The 19,807-nt window shown below is 42.6% G+C and carries 23 protein-coding genes and 1 other RNA gene; 7 read left to right on the forward strand and 17 right to left on the reverse strand.

Annotated elements, in window-relative coordinates; all coding sequences use genetic code 11:
• Nucleotides 1–58: 58 nt before the first annotated feature.
• Complete coding sequence (locus tag P4361_RS13015; RefSeq protein WP_091005610.1) at nt 59–310, forward strand: DUF2564 family protein; 252 nt, start codon at nt 59–61, stop codon at nt 308–310.
• 23 nt (nt 311–333) lie between these two features.
• Here the strand turns inward: P4361_RS13015 and P4361_RS13020 are convergent, their stop codons facing one another.
• Together P4361_RS13020 and P4361_RS13025 are read right to left on the reverse strand one after the other, a co-directional pair.
• Nucleotides 334–621, reverse strand: coding sequence for a DUF6123 family protein (locus P4361_RS13020; RefSeq protein ID WP_256226845.1), 288 nt, complete (start codon nt 619–621; stop codon nt 334–336).
• Between the two features lie 57 nt (nt 622–678).
• The gene (locus P4361_RS13025; RefSeq protein WP_328089686.1) at nt 679–1,341 is read right to left on the reverse strand and encodes a reverse transcriptase-like protein; all 663 of its coding nucleotides are present in this window, start codon (nt 1,339–1,341) and stop codon (nt 679–681) included.
• Between the two features lie 84 nt (nt 1,342–1,425).
• On the opposite strand from P4361_RS13025, the gene P4361_RS13030 reads away from it, so the two are divergent.
• Complete coding sequence (locus tag P4361_RS13030; protein WP_053354343.1) at nt 1,426–1,824, forward strand: reverse transcriptase-like protein; 399 nt, start codon at nt 1,426–1,428, stop codon at nt 1,822–1,824.
• Nucleotides 1,821–2,744 (forward strand): DMT family transporter, encoded by a 924-nt coding sequence (locus P4361_RS13035; RefSeq protein WP_328089687.1) that lies wholly within the window; start codon nt 1,821–1,823, stop codon nt 2,742–2,744. Before P4361_RS13030 ends, P4361_RS13035 begins: the two co-directional genes overlap by 4 nt.
• On the opposite strand, the gene P4361_RS13040 is transcribed toward P4361_RS13035, so the two are convergent.
• From P4361_RS13040 to P4361_RS13050, 3 genes are all read right to left on the reverse strand, one after another.
• Nucleotides 2,741–3,634, reverse strand: coding sequence for a 5'-3' exonuclease (locus P4361_RS13040; protein ID WP_256226841.1), 894 nt, complete (start codon nt 3,632–3,634; stop codon nt 2,741–2,743). The two genes, P4361_RS13035 and P4361_RS13040, sit on opposite strands and share 4 nt — an antisense overlap.
• A 143-nt stretch (nt 3,635–3,777) precedes the next feature.
• A non-coding RNA gene (ssrS, locus tag P4361_RS13045) (6S RNA) lies at nt 3,778–3,963 on the reverse strand.
• Between the two features lie 34 nt (nt 3,964–3,997).
• Nucleotides 3,998–4,138: a hypothetical protein gene (locus P4361_RS13050; RefSeq protein ID WP_197275459.1), complete on the reverse strand. Its 141-nt coding sequence runs from the start codon at nt 4,136–4,138 to the stop codon at nt 3,998–4,000.
• Between the two features lie 113 nt (nt 4,139–4,251).
• Here P4361_RS13050 and P4361_RS13055 point away from each other — a divergent pair, with 113 nt between their 5' ends.
• Nucleotides 4,252–4,503, forward strand: a complete 252-nt coding sequence (locus tag P4361_RS13055) for a hypothetical protein (RefSeq protein WP_062232046.1) — start codon at nt 4,252–4,254, stop codon at nt 4,501–4,503.
• A gap of 98 nt (nt 4,504–4,601) precedes the next feature.
• On the forward strand, nt 4,602–4,991 hold the full coding sequence (locus P4361_RS13060) for a hypothetical protein (RefSeq protein ID WP_328089690.1): 390 nt from the start codon (nt 4,602–4,604) through the stop codon (nt 4,989–4,991).
• A 26-nt stretch (nt 4,992–5,017) separates the two neighbouring features.
• Here P4361_RS13060 and P4361_RS13065 read toward each other — a convergent pair whose 3' ends face one another.
• The 10 genes from P4361_RS13065 to P4361_RS13110 form a co-directional block, all read right to left on the reverse strand.
• Nucleotides 5,018–6,310 (reverse strand): peptidase, encoded by a 1,293-nt coding sequence (locus P4361_RS13065; protein ID WP_328089692.1) that lies wholly within the window; start codon nt 6,308–6,310, stop codon nt 5,018–5,020.
• 20 nt (nt 6,311–6,330) lie between these two features.
• Nucleotides 6,331–6,993, reverse strand: coding sequence for a 3-oxoacid CoA-transferase subunit B (locus P4361_RS13070; RefSeq protein WP_053354349.1), 663 nt, complete (start codon nt 6,991–6,993; stop codon nt 6,331–6,333).
• On the reverse strand, nt 6,960–7,685 hold the full coding sequence (locus tag P4361_RS13075) for a CoA transferase subunit A (RefSeq protein WP_328089693.1): 726 nt from the start codon (nt 7,683–7,685) through the stop codon (nt 6,960–6,962). The genes P4361_RS13070 and P4361_RS13075 overlap by 34 nt, the downstream gene beginning before the upstream one ends.
• 19 nt (nt 7,686–7,704) lie before the next feature.
• A complete protein-coding gene (locus tag P4361_RS13080) occupies nt 7,705–9,072 on the reverse strand; it encodes an aspartate aminotransferase family protein (RefSeq protein ID WP_328089694.1) in 1,368 nt (455 codons plus the stop codon).
• A 67-nt stretch (nt 9,073–9,139) separates the two neighbouring features.
• On the reverse strand, nt 9,140–9,418 hold the full coding sequence (locus tag P4361_RS13085) for a YokU family protein (protein ID WP_248252684.1): 279 nt from the start codon (nt 9,416–9,418) through the stop codon (nt 9,140–9,142).
• A gap of 10 nt (nt 9,419–9,428) precedes the next feature.
• The gene (gene ablA / locus P4361_RS13090) at nt 9,429–10,853 is read right to left on the reverse strand and encodes a lysine 2,3-aminomutase (protein ID WP_425590260.1); all 1,425 of its coding nucleotides are present in this window, start codon (nt 10,851–10,853) and stop codon (nt 9,429–9,431) included.
• A gap of 169 nt (nt 10,854–11,022) precedes the next feature.
• Nucleotides 11,023–12,423: a sigma-54 interaction domain-containing protein gene (locus tag P4361_RS13095; RefSeq protein ID WP_328089695.1), complete on the reverse strand. Its 1,401-nt coding sequence runs from the start codon at nt 12,421–12,423 to the stop codon at nt 11,023–11,025.
• A 68-nt stretch (nt 12,424–12,491) separates the two neighbouring features.
• Nucleotides 12,492–13,355 carry a putative beta-lysine N-acetyltransferase gene (gene ablB / locus P4361_RS13100; protein WP_328089696.1) on the reverse strand — a complete coding sequence of 288 codons (864 nt, stop codon included), beginning with the start codon at nt 13,353–13,355 and terminating at the stop codon, nt 12,492–12,494.
• Nucleotides 13,356–13,459: 104 nt separating this feature from the next.
• Nucleotides 13,460–14,302: a PHP domain-containing protein gene (locus P4361_RS13105; protein WP_328089697.1), complete on the reverse strand. Its 843-nt coding sequence runs from the start codon at nt 14,300–14,302 to the stop codon at nt 13,460–13,462.
• 48 nt (nt 14,303–14,350) lie between these two features.
• Nucleotides 14,351–15,187 carry a sulfurtransferase gene (locus tag P4361_RS13110; RefSeq protein ID WP_328089698.1) on the reverse strand — a complete coding sequence of 279 codons (837 nt, stop codon included), beginning with the start codon at nt 15,185–15,187 and terminating at the stop codon, nt 14,351–14,353.
• A gap of 93 nt (nt 15,188–15,280) precedes the next feature.
• On the opposite strand from P4361_RS13110, the gene zwf reads away from it, so the two are divergent.
• On the forward strand, nt 15,281–16,789 hold the full coding sequence (gene zwf, locus P4361_RS13115; protein WP_425590270.1) for a glucose-6-phosphate dehydrogenase: 1,509 nt from the start codon (nt 15,281–15,283) through the stop codon (nt 16,787–16,789).
• A 28-nt stretch (nt 16,790–16,817) separates the two neighbouring features.
• Here the strand turns inward: zwf and P4361_RS13120 are convergent, their stop codons facing one another.
• Nucleotides 16,818–18,074 (reverse strand): MFS transporter, encoded by a 1,257-nt coding sequence (locus P4361_RS13120; protein ID WP_062232025.1) that lies wholly within the window; start codon nt 18,072–18,074, stop codon nt 16,818–16,820.
• Between the two features lie 168 nt (nt 18,075–18,242).
• Here P4361_RS13120 and P4361_RS13125 point away from each other — a divergent pair, with 168 nt between their 5' ends.
• Nucleotides 18,243–19,412: an aminotransferase A gene (locus P4361_RS13125; RefSeq protein WP_328089700.1), complete on the forward strand. Its 1,170-nt coding sequence runs from the start codon at nt 18,243–18,245 to the stop codon at nt 19,410–19,412.
• Nucleotides 19,413–19,445: 33 nt separating this feature from the next.
• Here P4361_RS13125 and P4361_RS13130 read toward each other — a convergent pair whose 3' ends face one another.
• Complete coding sequence (locus tag P4361_RS13130) at nt 19,446–19,709, reverse strand: DUF2533 family protein (RefSeq protein ID WP_328089701.1); 264 nt, start codon at nt 19,707–19,709, stop codon at nt 19,446–19,448.
• Between the last annotated feature and the right edge of the window lie 98 nt (nt 19,710–19,807).

The raw sequence follows: 19,807 nt of genomic DNA on the forward strand, positions 1-19,807 counted from the left end.
TCATTATAAAAGTTTGTTCCAAAAGACATACTAAAAGTAAAACAGGTAGGTGAATTATATGTCAGAACCGTATAACGATCTTAAACAGGTAGACATGTCCATTCAGAGTGCACAACGAATCATCGGACATGCTACGATGAGTATGGATCCCGGCCAGCTTCATGCAGCCAAAGAAGCGCTGAATACTGCTAAAGAGCATTACGATGCCATGATGAACAACCAGACAGGAATGGATGGCATGTTTTTGGAGAATGCCCGTGAAACATTAGAACGCTGCGAACAGCAGATCAATGAAGCATTAAAACAATAAAAGCCGGATATCCGGCTTTTTTTTTATGAATAAGAAACGTTAACCTCTTCTTCAAGATCATTCACATATGTATACGCTTTTCTTTTTGTTTTAATTTCATTCTGCTTAAATCCCTCTAAAAGAGCAATATAGTAGCTTCCGTCGAACTCTCTTTGGATTTTTAACGTAATTTCAATGGCGACGCTGACCATATAATCACTCATTCCAGTAAAGTGCTTACCGAATTCAATAAATGCAGTATCACTTTCTTTTAATTTAATCCCCTTTGAAGCCAGGTACCGGAAGTATTCCTCGATTGAAAACTGAGACAATTGCATCCCATCCTATTCTTTGAAGATTCATGTAAATTGTATCAGTCAAAAATACCATTAATCAATGATTTCTTTTTTACCATGGATCATGTTCTTGTGAAGTGCCTGTGTCGCAAGGGAATCTGCCTCTTTATTTTCTTTCCGGGAGATTAACTCATAGGATGGTTTGATTCCGAGTATTTTCAGTTTTTCTTCAATTTTGTCCATCCATTTTTGCAGATTTTCTTCGTAACAAGGCCATTCCCCGCTCATTTGCTGAATAACCACCATTGAATCCCCTTTAATCGTTACCGGTGTCCGCTGTACACCCAGACGTTCCAGTTCATTTAAAAGCAGCCAAAGCGCCGCATATTCCGATTCATTATTCGATTCAATCATATGGTAAGAGGCATTGGAGCGTACCCGGTAATTTTTATTCGATTGTTTGTAATAAACTGCTGTTCCCTGCCCGGATAAAAGCTCATCTTTTTGAAACCCGCCATCAAAAAACGCTGTGATATCCGATGGTTCTGTCTCAATAACAGCCACCATTTTTTGAAGTTCTTTTTTAGACCAATAAACACCAGTTTCATCAAGAAACGTAAGATTTCCAAGACGGCCTGTTCTTTCAATGTCAGCAGCAAGCTGAACCGCTTGCGCCACCGTCACGGGATCTGAAACAAACCGTATCATATTCTTTGATCTTGAGGGCTTATATTCCCATTCCAACGTAACTTTCATCGCAGGTCCTCCCTGAATTTGTAATATCTCATTTCTTATTGTATCCCATTTCGCTATAATAGAAAAAAACAGGAGGGGATCGGATTGATCGAAGTGTATATTGACGGAGCAAGCGCAGGAGATCCGGGTCCTTCCGGGGCAGGCATCTTTATTAAACTAGGAAATGGAACGGTTGAAAAACACAGCATTCCGCTCGGAAGCTTATCCAATCATGAAGCGGAATTCCGCAGCCTGCTTCTTGCTTTAACGATTTGTGTGGAAAAGAACTATGACCCGGTTTCATTCAGGACCGATTCTCAAGCGGTGGAAAGAGCGGTAGAAAAACGGTTTGCCAAAGACAAACGATATGATCCCTTATTGCAGGAAGCCTTACATATGATTGATCAGCTGCAGTTGTTCTTCCTGAAATGGATACCGAGCAAACAAAATAAGGTGGCGGATGATCTTGCTCGAAAAGCTGTCCAGCTCAATGAAGTGCAATGAAAAGAAAAATAGCAGATACCGGTCTTCTTCTTGTTGCATTGGTGTGGGGAACAACATTTGTCATCGTTCAAAACGCGGTTGCCTTCCTCCCTCCGTTTGCATTTAACAGTATCCGTTTTTTTTTGGCTGCTATAATATTGGGAGGCTGGATCGTTTTTGCAGCACCTGACAAGAAGCAGTTTCTCAAGAGTAAACGCATCTGGCATAAAGGGATCTCACTCGGCTTCTGGCTATACCTGGGATATGGATTTCAAACTGTCGGATTAGTCTACACGACATCGTCGAAGACTGCGTTCATCACGGGATTGAGTGTGGTTGTCGTTCCCCTTATGGCCGTCTTTTTATTAAAACAAAGGCTGAATCTCTCCTCTGCAATCAGTGTAATAATGGCAGTAGCTGGTCTGTATCTACTAACAGGAGGAAGCGGCTTAGCTATGAATAAAGGCGACTTTTTCGTCCTGCTATGTGCATTTTCATTTGGTATGCATATTGTGATGACTGCCAAATTCGCTTCCGGTGCCCCCGTTTTATGGTTAACACTCATTCAGCTGGCAACCGTCTCATTCCTGAGCATGATCACTTCGCTCTCCATTGAAAACTGGAAACCCGCTTTCAAGTGGGACATCATGCTCCAAAAGGAAGTGATAACAGCTCTGGTCGTCACTGCTATTTTTGCTACAGCTCTCGCGTTTTTAGCACAAACCTATTTTCAAGGCTACACTACTCCAGCCCGTGTGGCTCTCATTTTTGCTCTTGAGCCCGTTTTCGGTGCTCTGACAGCTTATATTTGGGCAAATGAAACCCTTGGTGCGAAAGGGATCACAGGATGTATCCTTATCCTTTCAGGAATGATCGCTGCTGAATTTCCATTTGCTAAATTTTTAAAGAAGAGAAAAACAAAAGAGTGGGTAAATTCTTAACCCACTCTTACATTTATCTCAAGCTCAGTAAGCTCGTCCAACAATTTTGATTTATCTACTTTGATTTGTATCTGATCAAAATCAAGCTCAAGAATATCCGGAACATCGGTATATATTTTGCAAAGATCCTTGCTAAGGAACGCCATTTCTCTTCCAAGCTGAAGCTTTTTGAAATACCTTTTGTATTTCTCGTCCAGTTCATCTACCTTATGATAGATGCCCTCAACATTTCCATACTGCTGAATGAGAGGCAGAGCTGCCTTTTCACCTACACCGGCAACACCGGGAATATTATCGCTCTTATCCCCTAACAGTGCTTTTACATCCACCCATTGAGACGGTTCAATGCCATAATCTGATTGAAAATGAGTCAGCGTATACTTGGTTTCACCCTTCTTTGCAGCGATAAGCTGAGATGTTTTTCCGCATAGCAGCTGAAGCAAGTCCCTGTCGTTACTGTAAATGATGCATTCCCCGTCTTTTTCATCTCTCCATTTTTGAACAAACGTCCCAATGATATCGTCGGCTTCATATTTTGGAACCGTAAACTGAGGAATACCTAAGCTATTAAATAGGGAAACTGCTGTTTCATATTGCTGGATCAATGGTTCCGGCAATTCATTCCTGGTTCCCTTGTAATCTTGATATTTCTGTTTGCGCAGCGTTTCATTTCTCTTTACATCCCAAGCGATGGCTAAGTGAGTCGGTGTGTGGATCCTCAACAATTGCAGCAATTTTTGAATTTTAGCGCGCAGACCATTTATAAACAACCCTTTAGAGTTGCGTTGAAGCTGATGAAGTTCTTTTCCGTAAGCCGTAGCAAAATAACACCTGCTCAGTAAATTAAACCCATCAATCAGCAATAGTTTCTCATGTTTTTCATCAACCATTTCATTCACCGTCCCGCATACCCGGCCATCTCGTCTGCCAAGTTATTTTTATTTCATATTTGGGAAATTAATGAAGTTTTTATTTACAAAATAAAAACTTATAAAAAAAACTTATTTTACGTAGTTGTAAAATAAGCTGTTTATGTATGTCCGCTCTGCCGTAACTCATCCTGTCTTAAAACCCGTTCTCACAGGTGGGTATCCGCAGCTGTATTTTCATCTTCCTCTAACGAATGGAGAGGCACGATGTATTCAACAGAAATTTAGGATTCCCTTATTACTCATATCGGTTTAAGACAAAATAAGAGCTACTAACATCGCAGACTGTAATTATAACGCCATATTTAAATTTTGTAAATAAGTTTACTTCGTTTTCTTGCCATGGCGATGCCCGCTGCTTCTGGAATCTTCCATAGCAGCAAATTCAGAATCGCTTCGCTGTGCCATTTGTTTCGCATTGTTGTTGCGCTGGGCATTGGCATTTCCTTTTTTCTGTTTTCCCAATGTTTTCAGCTCCTGTTATATAGAGTATAACTATTGTTTCCATTCGTCAAAAATAAATGCGTAACATAATTTTCCTGACAATGGTAACCCTATGAACAGGAGGTTGATGTACTATGTCAAATGCTTATCTATGCCCAAACTGTAAAACCAATCGTACAAGGTTTAATCTGATCGCGCAAGTTCCGCAGTCTGTAAAATTAGATCCGTCAACAGGCTCAGTTGTCAATCAGTACGAAAATGCTGATGACTTGGATCCCTTCCATATTCCGTATAACGGAGCGGAAAGGCTTGTGCAGTGCGCTGCTTGCGGAGTCATCGGGGAAGAAGCTTCATTTATTAAAAGAGCACAGCACAACCCTCGTTAAAAAGATGAACAGTCTTGTTCATCTTTTTTTTGGCTGAAAAAGGAAATCATTCTACGGCGGCGAAATGTAGAGTAAATACCAAAGGAGGAATAAAGCGATTGCACGATAAAAGTCCAGGATCCCATTTGTTTAAAATACCGAGATGCAGCATTCAAAACGATGAGTTTCAAATTGTCTCTCAATATTATGAAAACGAATACTTGGCCTACAGAACATTTATTGTTTCAAAATTAGGAACACCCTATCTCCTTTATGAACTCGGCATTACATACGGTGCTGCGTACGAGCTGAATCAGTCGTATCCTCTGCGTGTTCCGGCCTTTCTGCTTCCACTTGGATTAAATTTTGTTTATGAAATGCTTACAGCTCCCTGCCCGCCCCATTGTTCATCCTTAATTACGAAACAGCATATCACCTCACTTACTATTCATTGGAGCAAGCTCCCTCCGATCACCGATCATTTCACTTCTCATTCATTCCACAGTTAAAGAAAAAAAACCCGCCTCAGCAGGTTTTACGTATCTTTTTTGACGAGTAGATCTTCTTTTGTTTCTTTTTCAATCCCGCCGCACCAATCCATAATCGTTAAAGTGATAATTTCAGCCGCCTGAAAAATTTTATCCAGCTCAATATGTTCGTCCGGATAATGGGCAACTGAAGTTACTCCAGGCCCGAATACAATGCTCGGTGTATGGCCAACAGATGTTAACAACCCTCCGTCTGTTCCCCATGGTGATGCTTCAATAACAGGTTCACACTGACAAATTTCAGTAAAACGATTGGACAAAAGCTTCATGAGATCATGGTCTTGATCAATGCTGCCAGGCAGCCACTGTGCTCCAAACCATTCCACAGCCGGAGGATGTTCTTTAAGCCATTGATCGTTGAGGCTCGCCATTCGATCTTCTAGCTCGCCTTTCACATCCTCAAGTGATTCACTTGGAGCCACACCTATTCTCCCTTCAATAACGATATGATCGGGAACAGATGAAGGCCATTCACCGCCTGATATTTTCCCTAAGTTAATCGGTACAGGAATAGGAATATTTTGATAGAGAGGATCTGTAATTCTTTCATTTCTTGCTTTCTCTAGGTCCTGCAGCTCCTTAACAACAATCATTGCCTTTTCAAGCGCGCTGACACCTTCGTATCTTGTTCCTCCATGGGCGGATCTGCCGTACACATTTATCCTGAACCACATGGATCCTTGCTGGCTTGGAAATATCTTCATATTCGTCGGTTCCGGAATGATAGCAGCATCTGCCGTATATCCCCTAAGAATAGCGGCAAGTGTACCTGCCCCTCCGCTCTCCTCTTCCATTACACTATGGAAAATGACATCTCCTTTTAACGGAACGTTCAGATCCTTTAAGCATTGTATTGCTAGAAGCAGGCATAAATTTCCGCCCTTCATATCTGTCGCACCTCTGCCATACAGTTTTCCGTCCTTAATTTCACCGCTATAGGGATCGTTTTCCCATTGGCTGAGATCACCTGGAGGCACGACATCCACATGCCCGTTCAAAACGATCGACCGCCCTCCTCCGCTTCCTTTTAAAATCCCCGCTACGTTAGGGCTGTTTGAGAAATCTGTTCTCGTCGCACAAAAATAAGGATGCCGGAAAAACGTTTCGTCATCCGGATGCCAAACATCTACTTCCAGACCTATATCCTGAAGCTTATCTGCGATTAGCATCTGGACTTCTTTTTCTTTTCCCTGTTCACTGTTCGAACGTACCATCATCTGCAAAAATGAGATGGCTTCTGGCTTTTTGCTGTCCATCCACTTTTGAATTTCCTTTTTCATGTTCACCCTCCTGCCGTTTTTTACTGAAAAGTTCCGATCTGATCGAGAATTTCTAAAGAAGCACCCGTTGATTTCACCACATCATCAACGGTATAGGGATGCATAATTTCTCTTAGTACAAGCTTTCCATCCATCACGTCAATTACGGCTTTTTCTGTAATGATCATGTGAGCGCCTTTTTGCACCGTAAGCGGCAATTTGCATTGTTTTACGATCTTTGGATTGCCTTCTTTATCCGTGTGATTCATAAGAACGATGACCTTTTTAGATTTTTGTGCAAGGTCTATGGCTCCCCCCATGCCCGGCACCCTTTTTCCTGGTACAATCCAATTGGCGATGTCCCCTCTTTCACTGACTTCCAGAGCTCCTAATACGGTAATGTCCAGAAGTCCGCGCCTTATGATGCCAAAAGCTGTGGCACTGTCAAAATAGGATGCCCCTGAGATCAAGGTGACTGGATAACCTCCGGCATTGGAGAGGTTGCCGTCTTCTTTCCCCTTTTCTGGTGATCCGCCCATGCCTAGAATTCCATTCTCTGTATGAAGCATGACACCGTGATCATTCGGAATGTAATCCGCAACTAGCGTAGGTATGCCGATGCCTAAATTGACGATCGTTCCTCTATCGATTTCAAGTGCTGCCCTGCGTGCTATTCGGTGTCTTGTTTCAATTCCCAAACCCATTCCCAATCCACCCCCTTGCTCTGAACGATATAATCCACGAAGACACCAGGCGTTATAATACATTCCGGATCCAGTTCACCTGCGGGTACGATTTCTTCTACTTCTGCAATCGTTATGTTGCCTGCCATAGCCACGAGAGGATTCGTATTTCGCGCGCTTTTATCGTAGACTAAATTTCCATAGGTATCGGCTTTTTGTGCATAAACGATAGAAACATCGGCTGTAAGGGCAGGCTCTACCATATAAGTCGCTGAGTTAATATCCACTTTCTGCTTGCCGGATTCAACGACCGTTCCAAGGCCTACATCCACTAAAATTCCGCCAAGGCCCATCCCGCCGGCCCTGATTTTCTCGGCCAGGGTGCCCTGAGGAATAAACTCCACAGCCAGTTCACCGCCGTGCATCTGTTTACCCGCTTCCGGATTGGAACCGATGTGGGAAGCGATAAGACGGCTGATCCGCTTCTCAGTGATCAGTTTGCCCGGTCCGATCCAAGGAAAGCCGGTATCGTTGCTGATCATAAAAATATCCTTGATGTTTTGGTCAAGAATGGCATTGATTAAGCATGGCGGAGCCCCCACCCCTCCAAACCCCCCTACCATCAGCGACATGCCATCATAAAAAAGAGGAGCTGCTTCTTCCATCGTGATGAGCTTTGTTTTTAATGTTGTTTCATTGGTATTGGACAGCATGGTTTTAATCTCCTTTCTTCTAGCTCGTTGCTCGATGAATCACAATTCCTGAAGATACAAGATGGTTCATTAATTCTTGCAAGCTTTCATCCAATATTCTTAATATCTCGTAAACTTGAAAAGAAGTAACAATTAATGGCGGAGAAATTAACACAGCATCTCCCTCGTATCCGGTAACTCCTCCGAAAGCAGGATATATGATGAGTCCATTGTTGAAGCAAATGGAGATCAGCTTTTCCCCTACACGGTCGCTGACAGAAAATGGCGCGTGGTTCAGTGCATCATTGACAAGTTCTAATCCGCATAAGAGACCTTTACCGCGAACATTGCCGACAAAAGAGTATTTTTGCTCCAGTTCTTTCAATCCATTTAATAAACGTTCTCCTTGTTCCTCGGCATTCTGAACAAGATTTTGTTGTTCCATATATTCCATGACTGCACAGCATGCCGCTGCAGAAAGAGGGTTCGCACTGAAGGTGTGCCCGCTCATGACCACTCTGGATCCTTTACGTATCACATTAATAATGCGGTCGGACACCACGGTTGCCGCCATTGGGGTATATCCTGCACTGAGCCCTTTGCCGAGGGTCATAATATCAGGCTCTATTCCCCAGTGGTCGATAGCAAACATTTTTCCTGTTCTGCCCATCCCCGTCATCACTTCATCGGCGATGGTTAAAATATGATACTTGTCACAGATCTCTTTCACTTTTTCATAATAGCCCGGAGGAGGTACAATCGCGCCGCCTGCAGCGCCAATGATAGGTTCAAAAATAAACGCAGCGATGTTTTCAGGCCCAATCTGTTCAATTGCACGTTCCAATTCGTCAGCACATTGTAATCTGCATCCGGGGTATGTATTTTGCAAAGGACATTGGTAGCAATAAGGTGCGGGAACAGCCGGGAAATCTTCAAGCAGCTCCGAGAATCGCTCTCTTCTCATATGATGGCCGGACATCGACAGAGCTCCCAGTGTTATGCCATGATAGCTGGTCCATCGGGAAAGTATTTTTGTTTTCGTGTAAATTCCTTGTTCCTGGAAGTACTGGATCGCTACCTTTAATGCGGTTTCCGTGGCTTCCGATCCGCTGTTGACAAAAAAGGTCCAGTTCAAGTCACCAGGAGTCCTACTTGCTAGCTTCTTTGCCAGTTTTTCTGCCGGCAGACTTGTGAAGTGCGAACGGTAAACGAAGGCAACCTGCTTTGCTTGTTCATATATCGCATCCGCGATTTCTTCCACACCATGGCCGATGTTTGCGGTTACGGCTCCTGAGGATCCATCGATATACCGATTGCCGTTTTCGTCATATAAATAGATTCCCTTTCCGTGACTGATCATGGGATAGCTTGCATCCAGCACCGGTTTAATAATTCCTGTTTTATCCATGATGGGCACTCCTTCCATTCATGATGGAAAAGCAACGGAAATCCGCTGCTTTTCATTGAATGCATATTTAATAGGATTTAAAGTAATTTTTCTTTAAAAAACGTTCTTGAGCCATTAATTCTTTGAACGTCAAAACCTGATTCAGCTTTTTTGTATCAATCAATAAAAGCTGATCTTCAATTTCTTCCACGATTTCATCTTCATGATATTCCATACTGCAAGACTCGCAATAAAGAGCCGGGATTTCTTTTATTTGAAGTGCCCGGGTACCGTCATGCAGTTCCCAGTATCCCGTCTTGGTAATTTCTTTGGCTGAATGATCATTGCACCACATGCATTCCTTCATGAGCGGCCTCCTATGCTTCTTTCACTGTGCCATCATCCTGAGTGGCTGTTTCTTTTTTCAGTTCATGTTTGAATTTCTTTTCTTTCATTTCGTCCCGTTTTTCCCGTTTATCTTTCAGCGTGGCATGTTCAGGGTTCGTTTCGTATGTTTTTCTTCGGTCAAACCGGTTTAAGCCTTCAGGAACGATATTGAATTTCTCATCCTTCATAAGTGCTGTTATTCCTATTGCGGCCGGCTGCTCTGTAATACCCATGGTCTGGTTAAAGTACTCATCTGCCAATCCGGCTTTATAGTTTTGAGGTTCGGGATAAGACGTGATAACTCCTTCAAAGTTTCGTAAAATTACTTTATCAGGGCTCTGTGAAATCAAATAATTTGGCTGAAGAGAAATTTTGCCTCCTCCACCCGGTGCATCCACAACAAAAGTCGGAACAGCATATCCGGACGTGTGGCCACGTAATGCTTCTATGATCTCCAGCCCTTTTGAGACAGGTGCACGGAAATGTCCGATGCCTTCAGATAAGTCACATTGATAAATATAGTAAGGGCGTACACGGATCTTTACGAGATCATGCATCAGCTTTTTCATAATATGCGTGCTGTCATTGATTCCAGCCAGGATAACAGACTGGTTTCCGACCGGTACACCGGCATTTGCCAGCATTTCACATGCCTTTTTGGATTCCTCTGTAATTTCAATGGATGTATTAAAATGGGTGTTGAGCCAAACCGGATGATATTTCTTTAAGATGTTGCACAGATTTTCGGTAATTCGCTGCGGAAACACGACAGGAGCACGTGTTCCGATCCGAATGATTTCCATATGGGGGATTTCTCTTAGCCTTTTTAGAATATATTCAAGAATGTTGTCATTGATTAATAAACCGTCTCCTCCAGAAATCAGGCAATCTCTCACCTGCGGAGTAGCTGCAATATAATCAATGGCTGCGTCAAGCTGCTTTTTAGGTACACCCATTCCGATCTGTCCGGAGAAACGTCTTCTCGTACAATATCTGCAGTACATGGAGCATTGATTGGTTACCAGGAATAACACTCTGTCAGGATAACGATGTGTCAGTCCAGGAACTGGAGAATCTTCATCCTCATGCAGGGGATCTTCAAGATCATATTTTGTTTTCAGGATTTCCTTTCCGATCGGTACGGACTGCATCCGGATCGGACAGCGCGGATCATCCTCGTCCATCAGCCATGCATAATACGGGGTGATATTTAAAGGAATCGTCATGGTGGATATACGAACGCCTTCCTCTTCTTCAGGCGTTAAGTTTACGACTTTTTTTAAGTCTTCAAGATTTCTTACCGTATGCGTCAGCTGCCAGAGCCAATCATTCCACTGCTCTTCTGTGACGTCCTTCCATAACTCAATTTCTTTCCAATGTCTTTTTGGCTGGTACAATCCATTCATGATAGGCATTGCGTTACCTCCTTGTATACTTAGCTCGTTAATCTATACTTGCAAGTTCCGTGCCAAAATGAATGATACTGAAAAAAAAGCCTTAGATCCCTGATTATTCTGATAATGCTAATATATGCGCCTATCCACTTGTTTGGGAAAAAGAAAAAACTGCCGAAAATCCGGCAGTTCAGTGTGCATTGATTTTTAATTTATATTGCAGTGTCTGTCTCGGTATTTTGAGCAGTTGTGCAGCTTTCTGAATATTTCCATCCGAAGCAGAAAGAGCCTTGGATATCAGCTCGCGTTCCCGATGAGCGAGAGCCTCCCTAAGAGGAGGAATGGGTGTCTGCTCAATAGAGCCTGCAAGAGAAGGAGTGGCCAGGAGATGATGAGGCAAGTCTGCCACTTTTATTTCCTCATTATCATCCGCCATATTCATGGCATATTCGATCACATGTTTCAGCTCCCTGACATTTCCTGGCCATGGATATTGCTGAAAAAGATGGAATGCTTCTTCTGAAAGCCCCTTAATTTGTTTTTTGAATTGAACATTATATTGAGAAATAAAGTGCTCCGCAAGCAGATGAATATCTGAAATACGATACCGCAATGGAGGGATTTCAAAAAAAATCACGTTCAGCCTGTAGTATAAATCTTCCCTAAGTTTATTTGATTTAACACATTCTGAAGGGTGTTCATTCAATGCAGCCATGATCCTTACATTCACCAATTTGCCCTGAACAGCACCGATTCTGCGGACTACCCCATCCTGAAGGACCCTCAATAATTTTGCTTGGATATCAAGAGGCATAGAATTGATCTCATCTAGAAACAGGGTTCCACCATCCGCCAGTTCAAAAAGGCCGGGCCGGTCGACAGCACCCGTAAAGCTTCCCTTCACTGTACCGAATAAAATACTCTCCAAGAGCTGTGATGGAATTGCAGCACAGTTCTGGGCAATAAATGGTTTGTTTTTTCTCAATGAATGATTATGTATACCTTGAATAAGAACTTCTTTTCCGGTTCCGGTCTCCCCGAAGATCAGAACGGGTGAGGAAGTTTCAGATACTTTCTTCGACAGTGACTTTAACTGATCAATCTGAGGATCAGCTGAAATAAAATCCTCTAAGTGATAAGATGCATAATGGCCATTTTTTATGGTAACGGAACGGCCTTTATGGAACTGCGCCTGCATATCAAGAAGCTTCTCGGACAATTGTTTTATTTTTGTAAGGTCCTTTGATATTTCAATCGCACCAATCAGTTCCCCATCAACTATGAGCGGCAGCGTCGTGTTGACCGTATCCACCCGCTTGCCGTTTACGTTTGTATACGTTTGATGCTGGTTGATGATCGGTTTTCCTGTTTTAATAACGTTCAGCAATGTACTGGTTTGCTGGTTTAATGAAGGAAAAGAATATAGTACGTGCTGGTTTAGCACTTGAGGAACTTTTAAACCATCAAGCCTTGCGGCAACTTCATTATAAAAAATGGTCATTCCGCTGGCATCCACTGCATGAATTCCTTCATCAATCGTCTTCAATATGGCTTTTAGCATCTCAATGGTTTCAACCGAGTCTTTAAACATAGGCACCTCCACTCTGAATCAAAAGAACAAGCTGCTCAATTTTCATCAGGATCGCCGAAAATTCGGCACTATTTTGCTGACAGATCTCTCATCCAGAGGTTCATGTCCTCGTATTTATCAAAAATCAGGCAATTTTTTGTGAATCTCCCATGATATTTATAGCCTCTTTGAAAAAAGACGGCATTCATTCCAAACGACAAAGAGCGTGCGATGGAATAGGCACAATAGATCTTACGGTTCTTCAGTTCCAGTTCAAGCTTCTCAATCAAGATTTTCATCAGACCAAATTTTCGGTGTTCAGCCAATGTAGCACAGTCTGTAAGTTCTGCATTGTGATATTGCTGATTAATATCCGCAGATGCAGCACTTACAATTTCTTCATTCTGTTCGATCACATAATAAATGGTCCCCTGCTCCATTGTATTTTTAATATAGGAAGGATCATTCATTGGAGTGGGATATACTTGGAATACCTTTCCATATAAAGTGGATAGGCCTTCTGTATCGTTTTGGTCAGCTAATCGGATAAAGTAGTTTTCTGGCAGAGAATATCCGCCGGATTTGCCCTCTGGAAGTTCAAAAATCCGATCCATAATCTTATCTTCCTCAACCCAATAGTCACTTCTCTTCCTTTCGTTTGTGTAATATCGGCACATCGCCACAGCGTCGCTTCCATTGAAATACTGGCTGAATACCGCTTCAGGCAAAAAGCCCAATGCTAGAAAAGCTCCAACATGTTCTGATTTTGCCTTAATGATCACTTTTGAGAAATCATGCTGAACAGCCAGTTCGTTGACTTCAGCGGCCAAGGAAGAAATATTTCCCCGATAATCATCCACTCTCAAGCGTTCATTAAAATAATCCAGAAATATCTCAGCTGTTACATCTTCTTTATTAATTTCTGTTTGTTTATAAAACGTTTCAGTTTGCATTTGATTATTACCCCCATTTCTACCTTGTTTATTCCATAGCCATTTGTTTATTCCTTTAAAAATTTAAAATGAAAGGCGAAAAGAAAAAACTGCCAATTGGCAGTTTAACGATATTTTTTTGATAAGCTTTTTAACTTTTCTACTGTTATTAAGTCAGAGTATCGATTACCAAGGTCTCCGTGAAAAACTTTTCCGTTTCGAATTCCATGATAATCACTGCCTCCTGTGGGAATTAACTGGTAGCGCTCAGCAAGGTTTCGATAATGCACTTCCTGCTCGGCTGAATGATCCGAATGGTAAACCTCGAGCCCTGCTAATCCATGCTCCTTCAACTGCGGAATCAGTTCGTCCTGATCATATAAACCCGGGTGAGCCAGAACAGGGACACCCCCGGCATCAAGAATAATATTAACGCCATCAGCCGGTGATATTCTCTCAGTGATGGCATAAGCCAGCTTCCCTTTGCCTAAATACTTATCAAATGCTTCTCTCAAAGAGCTGATTATTCCTTTCTCCATCAGTACTTCAGCAATATGAGGACGGCCAATATTACCACTGGATGATTTCCTTTTTGCTGTTACTTCTTCCATGGTGATTGAAATTCCGAGCTCTTGAAGGTTGTTAACGATCTTTTCATTTCTTTTATTTCTGACAGTACGAAGTTCCTCCAGCTTTGAAAGGAATTCAGCATTCTCATGGTCAATGAAATAACCAAGAACATGAATATCTTGTCCGTTGTCGAGCGTACTGATTTCAATTCCTGGGATACATAAAAAGTTTGAATGACTGGCAGCCTCGCTTAGTGCTTCAGAAACGCCTGAAACCGTGTCATGATCGGTAACTGCAAGCCCGCCAAGCCCTTTTTCTGCGGCAAGTCTCACGTTCTGAGCAGGCGAGTTTACTCCGTCTGATGCGGTTGAATGAGTATGCATGTCGATGTTTGCCATATTTATTTCCTTTCAATTCATACTTTAAATACGGTACGTGAAATTATTTTATTGTTTTTCAATTTTATTTTCCGGATAAGATATCCAGTCACTCCAGCTTCCAGGATATAATCTTACATTCTCGATGCCGGCTTCGTCCATGCCGAGTATATTGGCGCACGCCGTTACTCCAGATCCGCAATAGACGATCACTTCAGGTTTTTCTTTCAGATCTTTATGAACACTCTTCAGCTCTGATGAGTCAAGCCATTTACTTCCTTCACTCACGTTCTTTAGCCACGGAATATTCACCGCTCCTGGAATATGCCCCGCTTTCTTATCGATCGGCTCATGCTTACCTTTATACCGTTCAGGGTCCCTTGAATCAACAACAATGGCTTCCTTACCATCTTTGAGCGATGCTAGTCTGACTTCTTCCATACTGACCGTTCTCCATTTGCTTTCTTGAGGAGTAAAAACCGTTGGCTGCAGAACCGTATTCTCGGACGTCACTGGGTACCCTTTCCTTTCCCAGGCAGAAAAACCTTCCTGCAGGACAAAAACCTTCTCACTGCCAAGAAGCTTCAGCATCCACCATAACCTTGCAGCATATGAGCCTCCCTGATCATCGTAAGCAATAACGGTTTTCTTTTCATCAATTCCTAAACGTCCAAACACTTGCGACATTTCTTTTTTTGACGGAAGCGGATGGCGACCTCCATGCTCTGTGACACTCCTTGACAAGTCTTTTTCTAGATCCACATAAATTGAACCTGGAATGTGTCCCGAATCGTACTGTTTCCTTCCGACTCCCGGGTCGGATAGGCTATACCTGCAGTCACATATGACAAGCTCTGAGCGCGATAAATGAGACTCCAGCCATTCTTGTGTTACAATATTTTTCATGAGGCGACTCCTTTCGATAAATAATTCACGTTATTTTTATGAAACATAGGGGAAACTGATGTCATACGCAATATTAGCAAAGTGAGGATTGATATCATGAACAACCATATTCCAGAAGCCTGTATCGTACTTTTCGGTGCAACAGGAGATCTGGCTCACCGTAAACTGTACCCTGCACTCTTTCAATTGTACCAAAAGCAAAAGCTCAACGAAAAGTTTGCTGTCATCGGTGTCGGAAGAAAAGAATTTTCACATGAAAAATTTCAGGAAGATGTGAAACTTTCTATATCCAAAGAGAAAAACATCCAAAATGACAAAGTGGATGAATTCATCTCCCATTTTTATTTCCTTCAAATGGATGTAACCAACGAAAAAAGCTATCAAGATCTAAAAGCTCTTGCTGATGAACTCGACAGCAAATACAGCCTTGGCGGAAACCGTATGTACTATCTTGCGATGGCTCCGCAATTTTTCGGTACCATTCCTTCCTTCTTAAAATCAGAAGGACTGACTGAGACGGAAGGCTGGCAGCGCCTGGTTATTGAAAAACCTTTCGGACACGATCTTCAATCAGCCACTGAACTGAATGAGCAGCTTCAGAAGAGTTTTCCTGAGGAAAGCATCTACCGTATCGACCACTATCTTGGTAAAGAAATGGTCCAAAACATTCAGGTCATCCGCTTCGGAAATGCGATCTTTGAATCGATATGGAACAACAAGTACATATCCTCTGTTCAGGTTACCTCCAGTGAAACACTTGGTGTTGAAGACCGCGCATCCTATTATGAAAAATCCGGTGCGATATTGGATATGCTGCAGAACCATATGCTTCAGATGGCGATGATGGTTGCTATGGAGCCTCCCGGCGGACTGGATCCCAAATTAATCCGCGATGAAAAAGTTAAAGTGCTTCGTGCCCTGCGTTTCTACAATGAAGAAGAAGTTGCTAAAAACGTGATCCGCGGACAATATAAGGAAGGCACAATGAACGGAAAAACCGTTCCTGCTTACGTGGATGAAGAGAATGTCGATCCTGCTTCAAAAACGGACACATTTGTTGCGGCTCGCGTGTTTATTGATAATTTCCGCTGGGCTGGTGTACCGTTCTACCTTCGTACAGGTAAACGTATGGCAACAAAGGCAACAGAAATCGTGGTTCAGTTTAAGAACGGACCAATGGCGCTCTATCACGAGCATGATGACCATTATCAGCCAAACCTTCTGAGAATTCATATTCAGCCGGATGAGGGCTTGAGTCTCTCGCTGAACGCGAAGCCTCAAGGTGATTTCCCTGCCCTTCTGCCGATCAACATGAGCTATTGCAACAACTGCCATAATGAGTTGAACAGTCCTGAGGCATACGAGAAACTGATGCACGATTGCCTCCTCGGAAATTCAACGTATTTCACGCGTTGGGACGAAGTGGCTCTTTCTTGGGAATTTATTGATGGAATTACAAATGCCTGGAGAAATGGAAATATTCCTCTCTACAAATATTCTTCAGGAACAATGGGTCCTCTTGAAGCGGAAGAACTATTGAACGAAGACGGCTACACTTGGTGGCAGCCAACAAACCTTAGAACTGATCGCGATGAAAAGTAAAAAGCTCACGGCATATGCCGTGAGCTTTTTAATGCAATGCAGGGTTCAGCGGTTTTGCCTGCCCTTCTTCTTTTTTGCCTTTCTCACCTTTTTCCTTTTCGGGTTTAATCGCAAAAAAAGCAAGCAGTGCAGCAAACAGACTGACACCCGCGGATGTATAAAATACGATGGAATGATCGGATTTCATGATGATCGCATAAATGGGAGGTCCGAGAGCAACCCCGACGAAGCGCATTGAGCTATACAATGAGGTGATGGTCCCTCTCTCTTCTTTCTCTATACCTTCTGTGATTAAAGCGTCCAGACATGGCAAGGCTGATCCAATTCCTATTCCGCTGACAAAAAGAATGGCAAGCAGGAAATAGAGTCCATCTGTAAACGTAACACTCAAGATCGAAACGGCAAGCAGCATGATTCCCCCGAAAGTGAGCCATTTCATGAAAGATTTGTTCTGGCCGATCTTCTTGCCAGCAATATATGAAGAAATAGATAACGCAAGAAGCGGAATGGCTAATACGAATCCCTTTTTAATCCCGTGTATGCCGTATTCTTCTTCAAGTGTTGTGGATAAATAAAATAAAATGCCAAACAGCACAAACATGATGATCCCCCCGATTGCAAAGATAGCGATCAGCCATTTGGCGTTGTTCTTGAACGTTTTCTTAAACGATCGTAAAAATTTCTTGAAAGCCGGCGGTGCCTGTTCTTCTTTCTTTGGAGTCTTCACAAGAAAAAAAACAAGGCCGATGGAAATCAAGCAGAAAATGGGAATAAACCAAAAAGGAAGATGCCAGATGAAGGTTGCCAATATAGCCCCCACGATTGGGCTCAACACTTTGCCAAACGTATTGCTCGTTTCGATCAGGCCGAGACCTGAGCTTACTTCCTTTTCATCATCAAACATATCCCCCACCAATGGGAGTACGACCGGAGCTGCTCCTGCTGAACCGATCCCCTGCAGCAGCCGTCCGGCCAGGATAATGTAATAAGGATCATTCATTTTCCAAGAAGCCCAGCCTGTTACGAGCCCCCCAATACCTGCTATGATCAAACTTGGAATGATGACTTTTTTTCTGCCCAGCCGGTCGGATAGGTAGCCCGCGATAGGAATAAGGATGATAGCCACTATAGAATATACCGTAATGATCATCGAGACTTGAAAAGAAGATATATGCAGTTTCTTTTCAATCGAGGGCAGTACAGGGATCAACATTGAGTTTCCCAGCGTCATTACCAGCGGGATTGATGCAAGTGAAATTAAGTCCAGCTTTTTTTTCGATTCCATATTCTCCTCCAGATCCAAATAGCATACAGGCTTTTTCTTAGTATGGTTTTCACAGCTTTTTACATACAAGAAATTCAAACCATTGACTCTAAAAGGAGTTTAAAGCTAAACTTAAAAACAACAGACATCCGCTGCTAAAAGCAAAAGGATAAAGAAAGGAAGAATGAGTTGGAACATTTATTGAACCCCTCGGTCAGACATATTCAAATATCGGGGATCCGTACGTTTTATAACCTTGTCAGCCAATATCCGGATGCCATTTCTTTTACCCTGGGACTGCCTGACTTCCCTACTCCGGAGCATATTAAAAATGCTGCCAAACAGGCCATTGATGAAAACAAAACCGTGTATTCTCATAATGCTGGTTACTTAGAGTTAAGGAAAGCCGCCTCTTCCTTCTTGAATGAAAAATATGGAATGAAATATCATCCTGAACATGAAGTAATCGTAACGAACGGTGCCAGTGAGGCAATCGACATTTCTCTGCGCACGATCTTAGATGAAGGATGTGATGTCCTGCTGCCGGGTCCTGTATATCCAGGCTATGCTCCTGTTATCGAGATGTGCAAAGCGAACCCAGTTTATGTGGATACCACAAAAAACGGCTTTAAACTAAACGCCGAGCTGATTCAGGAACACCTCACACCCAATACAAGGTGCGTGATCCTGCCCTATCCTTCCAATCCAACGGGCTGTATATTATCTCCCGGCGAGCTCAAGGAAATTGCAGATGTACTAAAAGATCAGGATGTTTTTGTACTATCCGATGAAATCTACAGCGAACTCACGTACGAACACGAACATGTCTCGATCGCATCGATGCCAGGGATGAAAGAAAAAACGATTGTTATCAACGGGCTCTCCAAGTCACATTCTATGACCGGATGGCGGATCGGCCTCGTCTTTGCCCCCGCAGAGATTTCAAAACATCTATTAAAGGTGCATCAATACAATGTGACATGCGCTTCAACTATTTCACAGATGGCTGCGATTGAAGCATTAACAGCCGGCAAAGACGATGCGCTTCCCATGAAAAAAGAATATAGCAAGCGTTTAGAGTTTGTCATCAGAAGGTTAACTGAAATGAAACTGCACGCCGAAAAGCCAGGAGGAGCTTTTTATATTTTCCCTGATATCTCTCCATATGGGATCACTTCACTGGAATTTGCCACAAAGTTATTGGAAAAAGAGAGAGTAGCCGTAGTTCCCGGTTCAGCCTTTTCTGAACTGGGTGAAGGCTACATCAGGATTTCTTATGCAGCATCTATGGAACAGCTATCTGCCGGTTTAGACAGGCTGGAATCCTTTTTAAAATCCCTATCCATCACTAATCCTTAATTATTTTAGGAAATCACAAAAAAAACCAGGCATTTAAGCCTGGTTTTTCTTGTGCGCATATTCCTTTACCATTTGTTCTGTGATCAATTTTCGCTGAGGAACAATCCCCTTTTGAGCTAGCTGGTTCATTTGTTTACTTACTTCATTAATCTCTTTCACACTGAAAGGAAGTCCTTTTCCGCATTGCTCAACCGTGATATCGATCAAATTTTCTCTTCTTTGTTCCAGCATCAGAAATTCTGATACAATCGCATGCTGCCTGCTGGAATGTTTGCTGATCTCTTGATGTACACTCATTCCTTTTCCTCCTCAAACCTCATCTTTGGTTTAGTATACCATGTGATTGATCAACATTCATTTTTCAAAACATTTTAAATAATTTATCATTTTACAAC

Origin of the sequence: Fictibacillus sp. B-59209 (genome assembly GCF_036216745.1) — a bacterium.
GTDB classification, from domain to species: Bacteria; Bacillota; Bacilli; order Bacillales; family Fictibacillaceae; genus Fictibacillus_C; species Fictibacillus_C marinisediminis.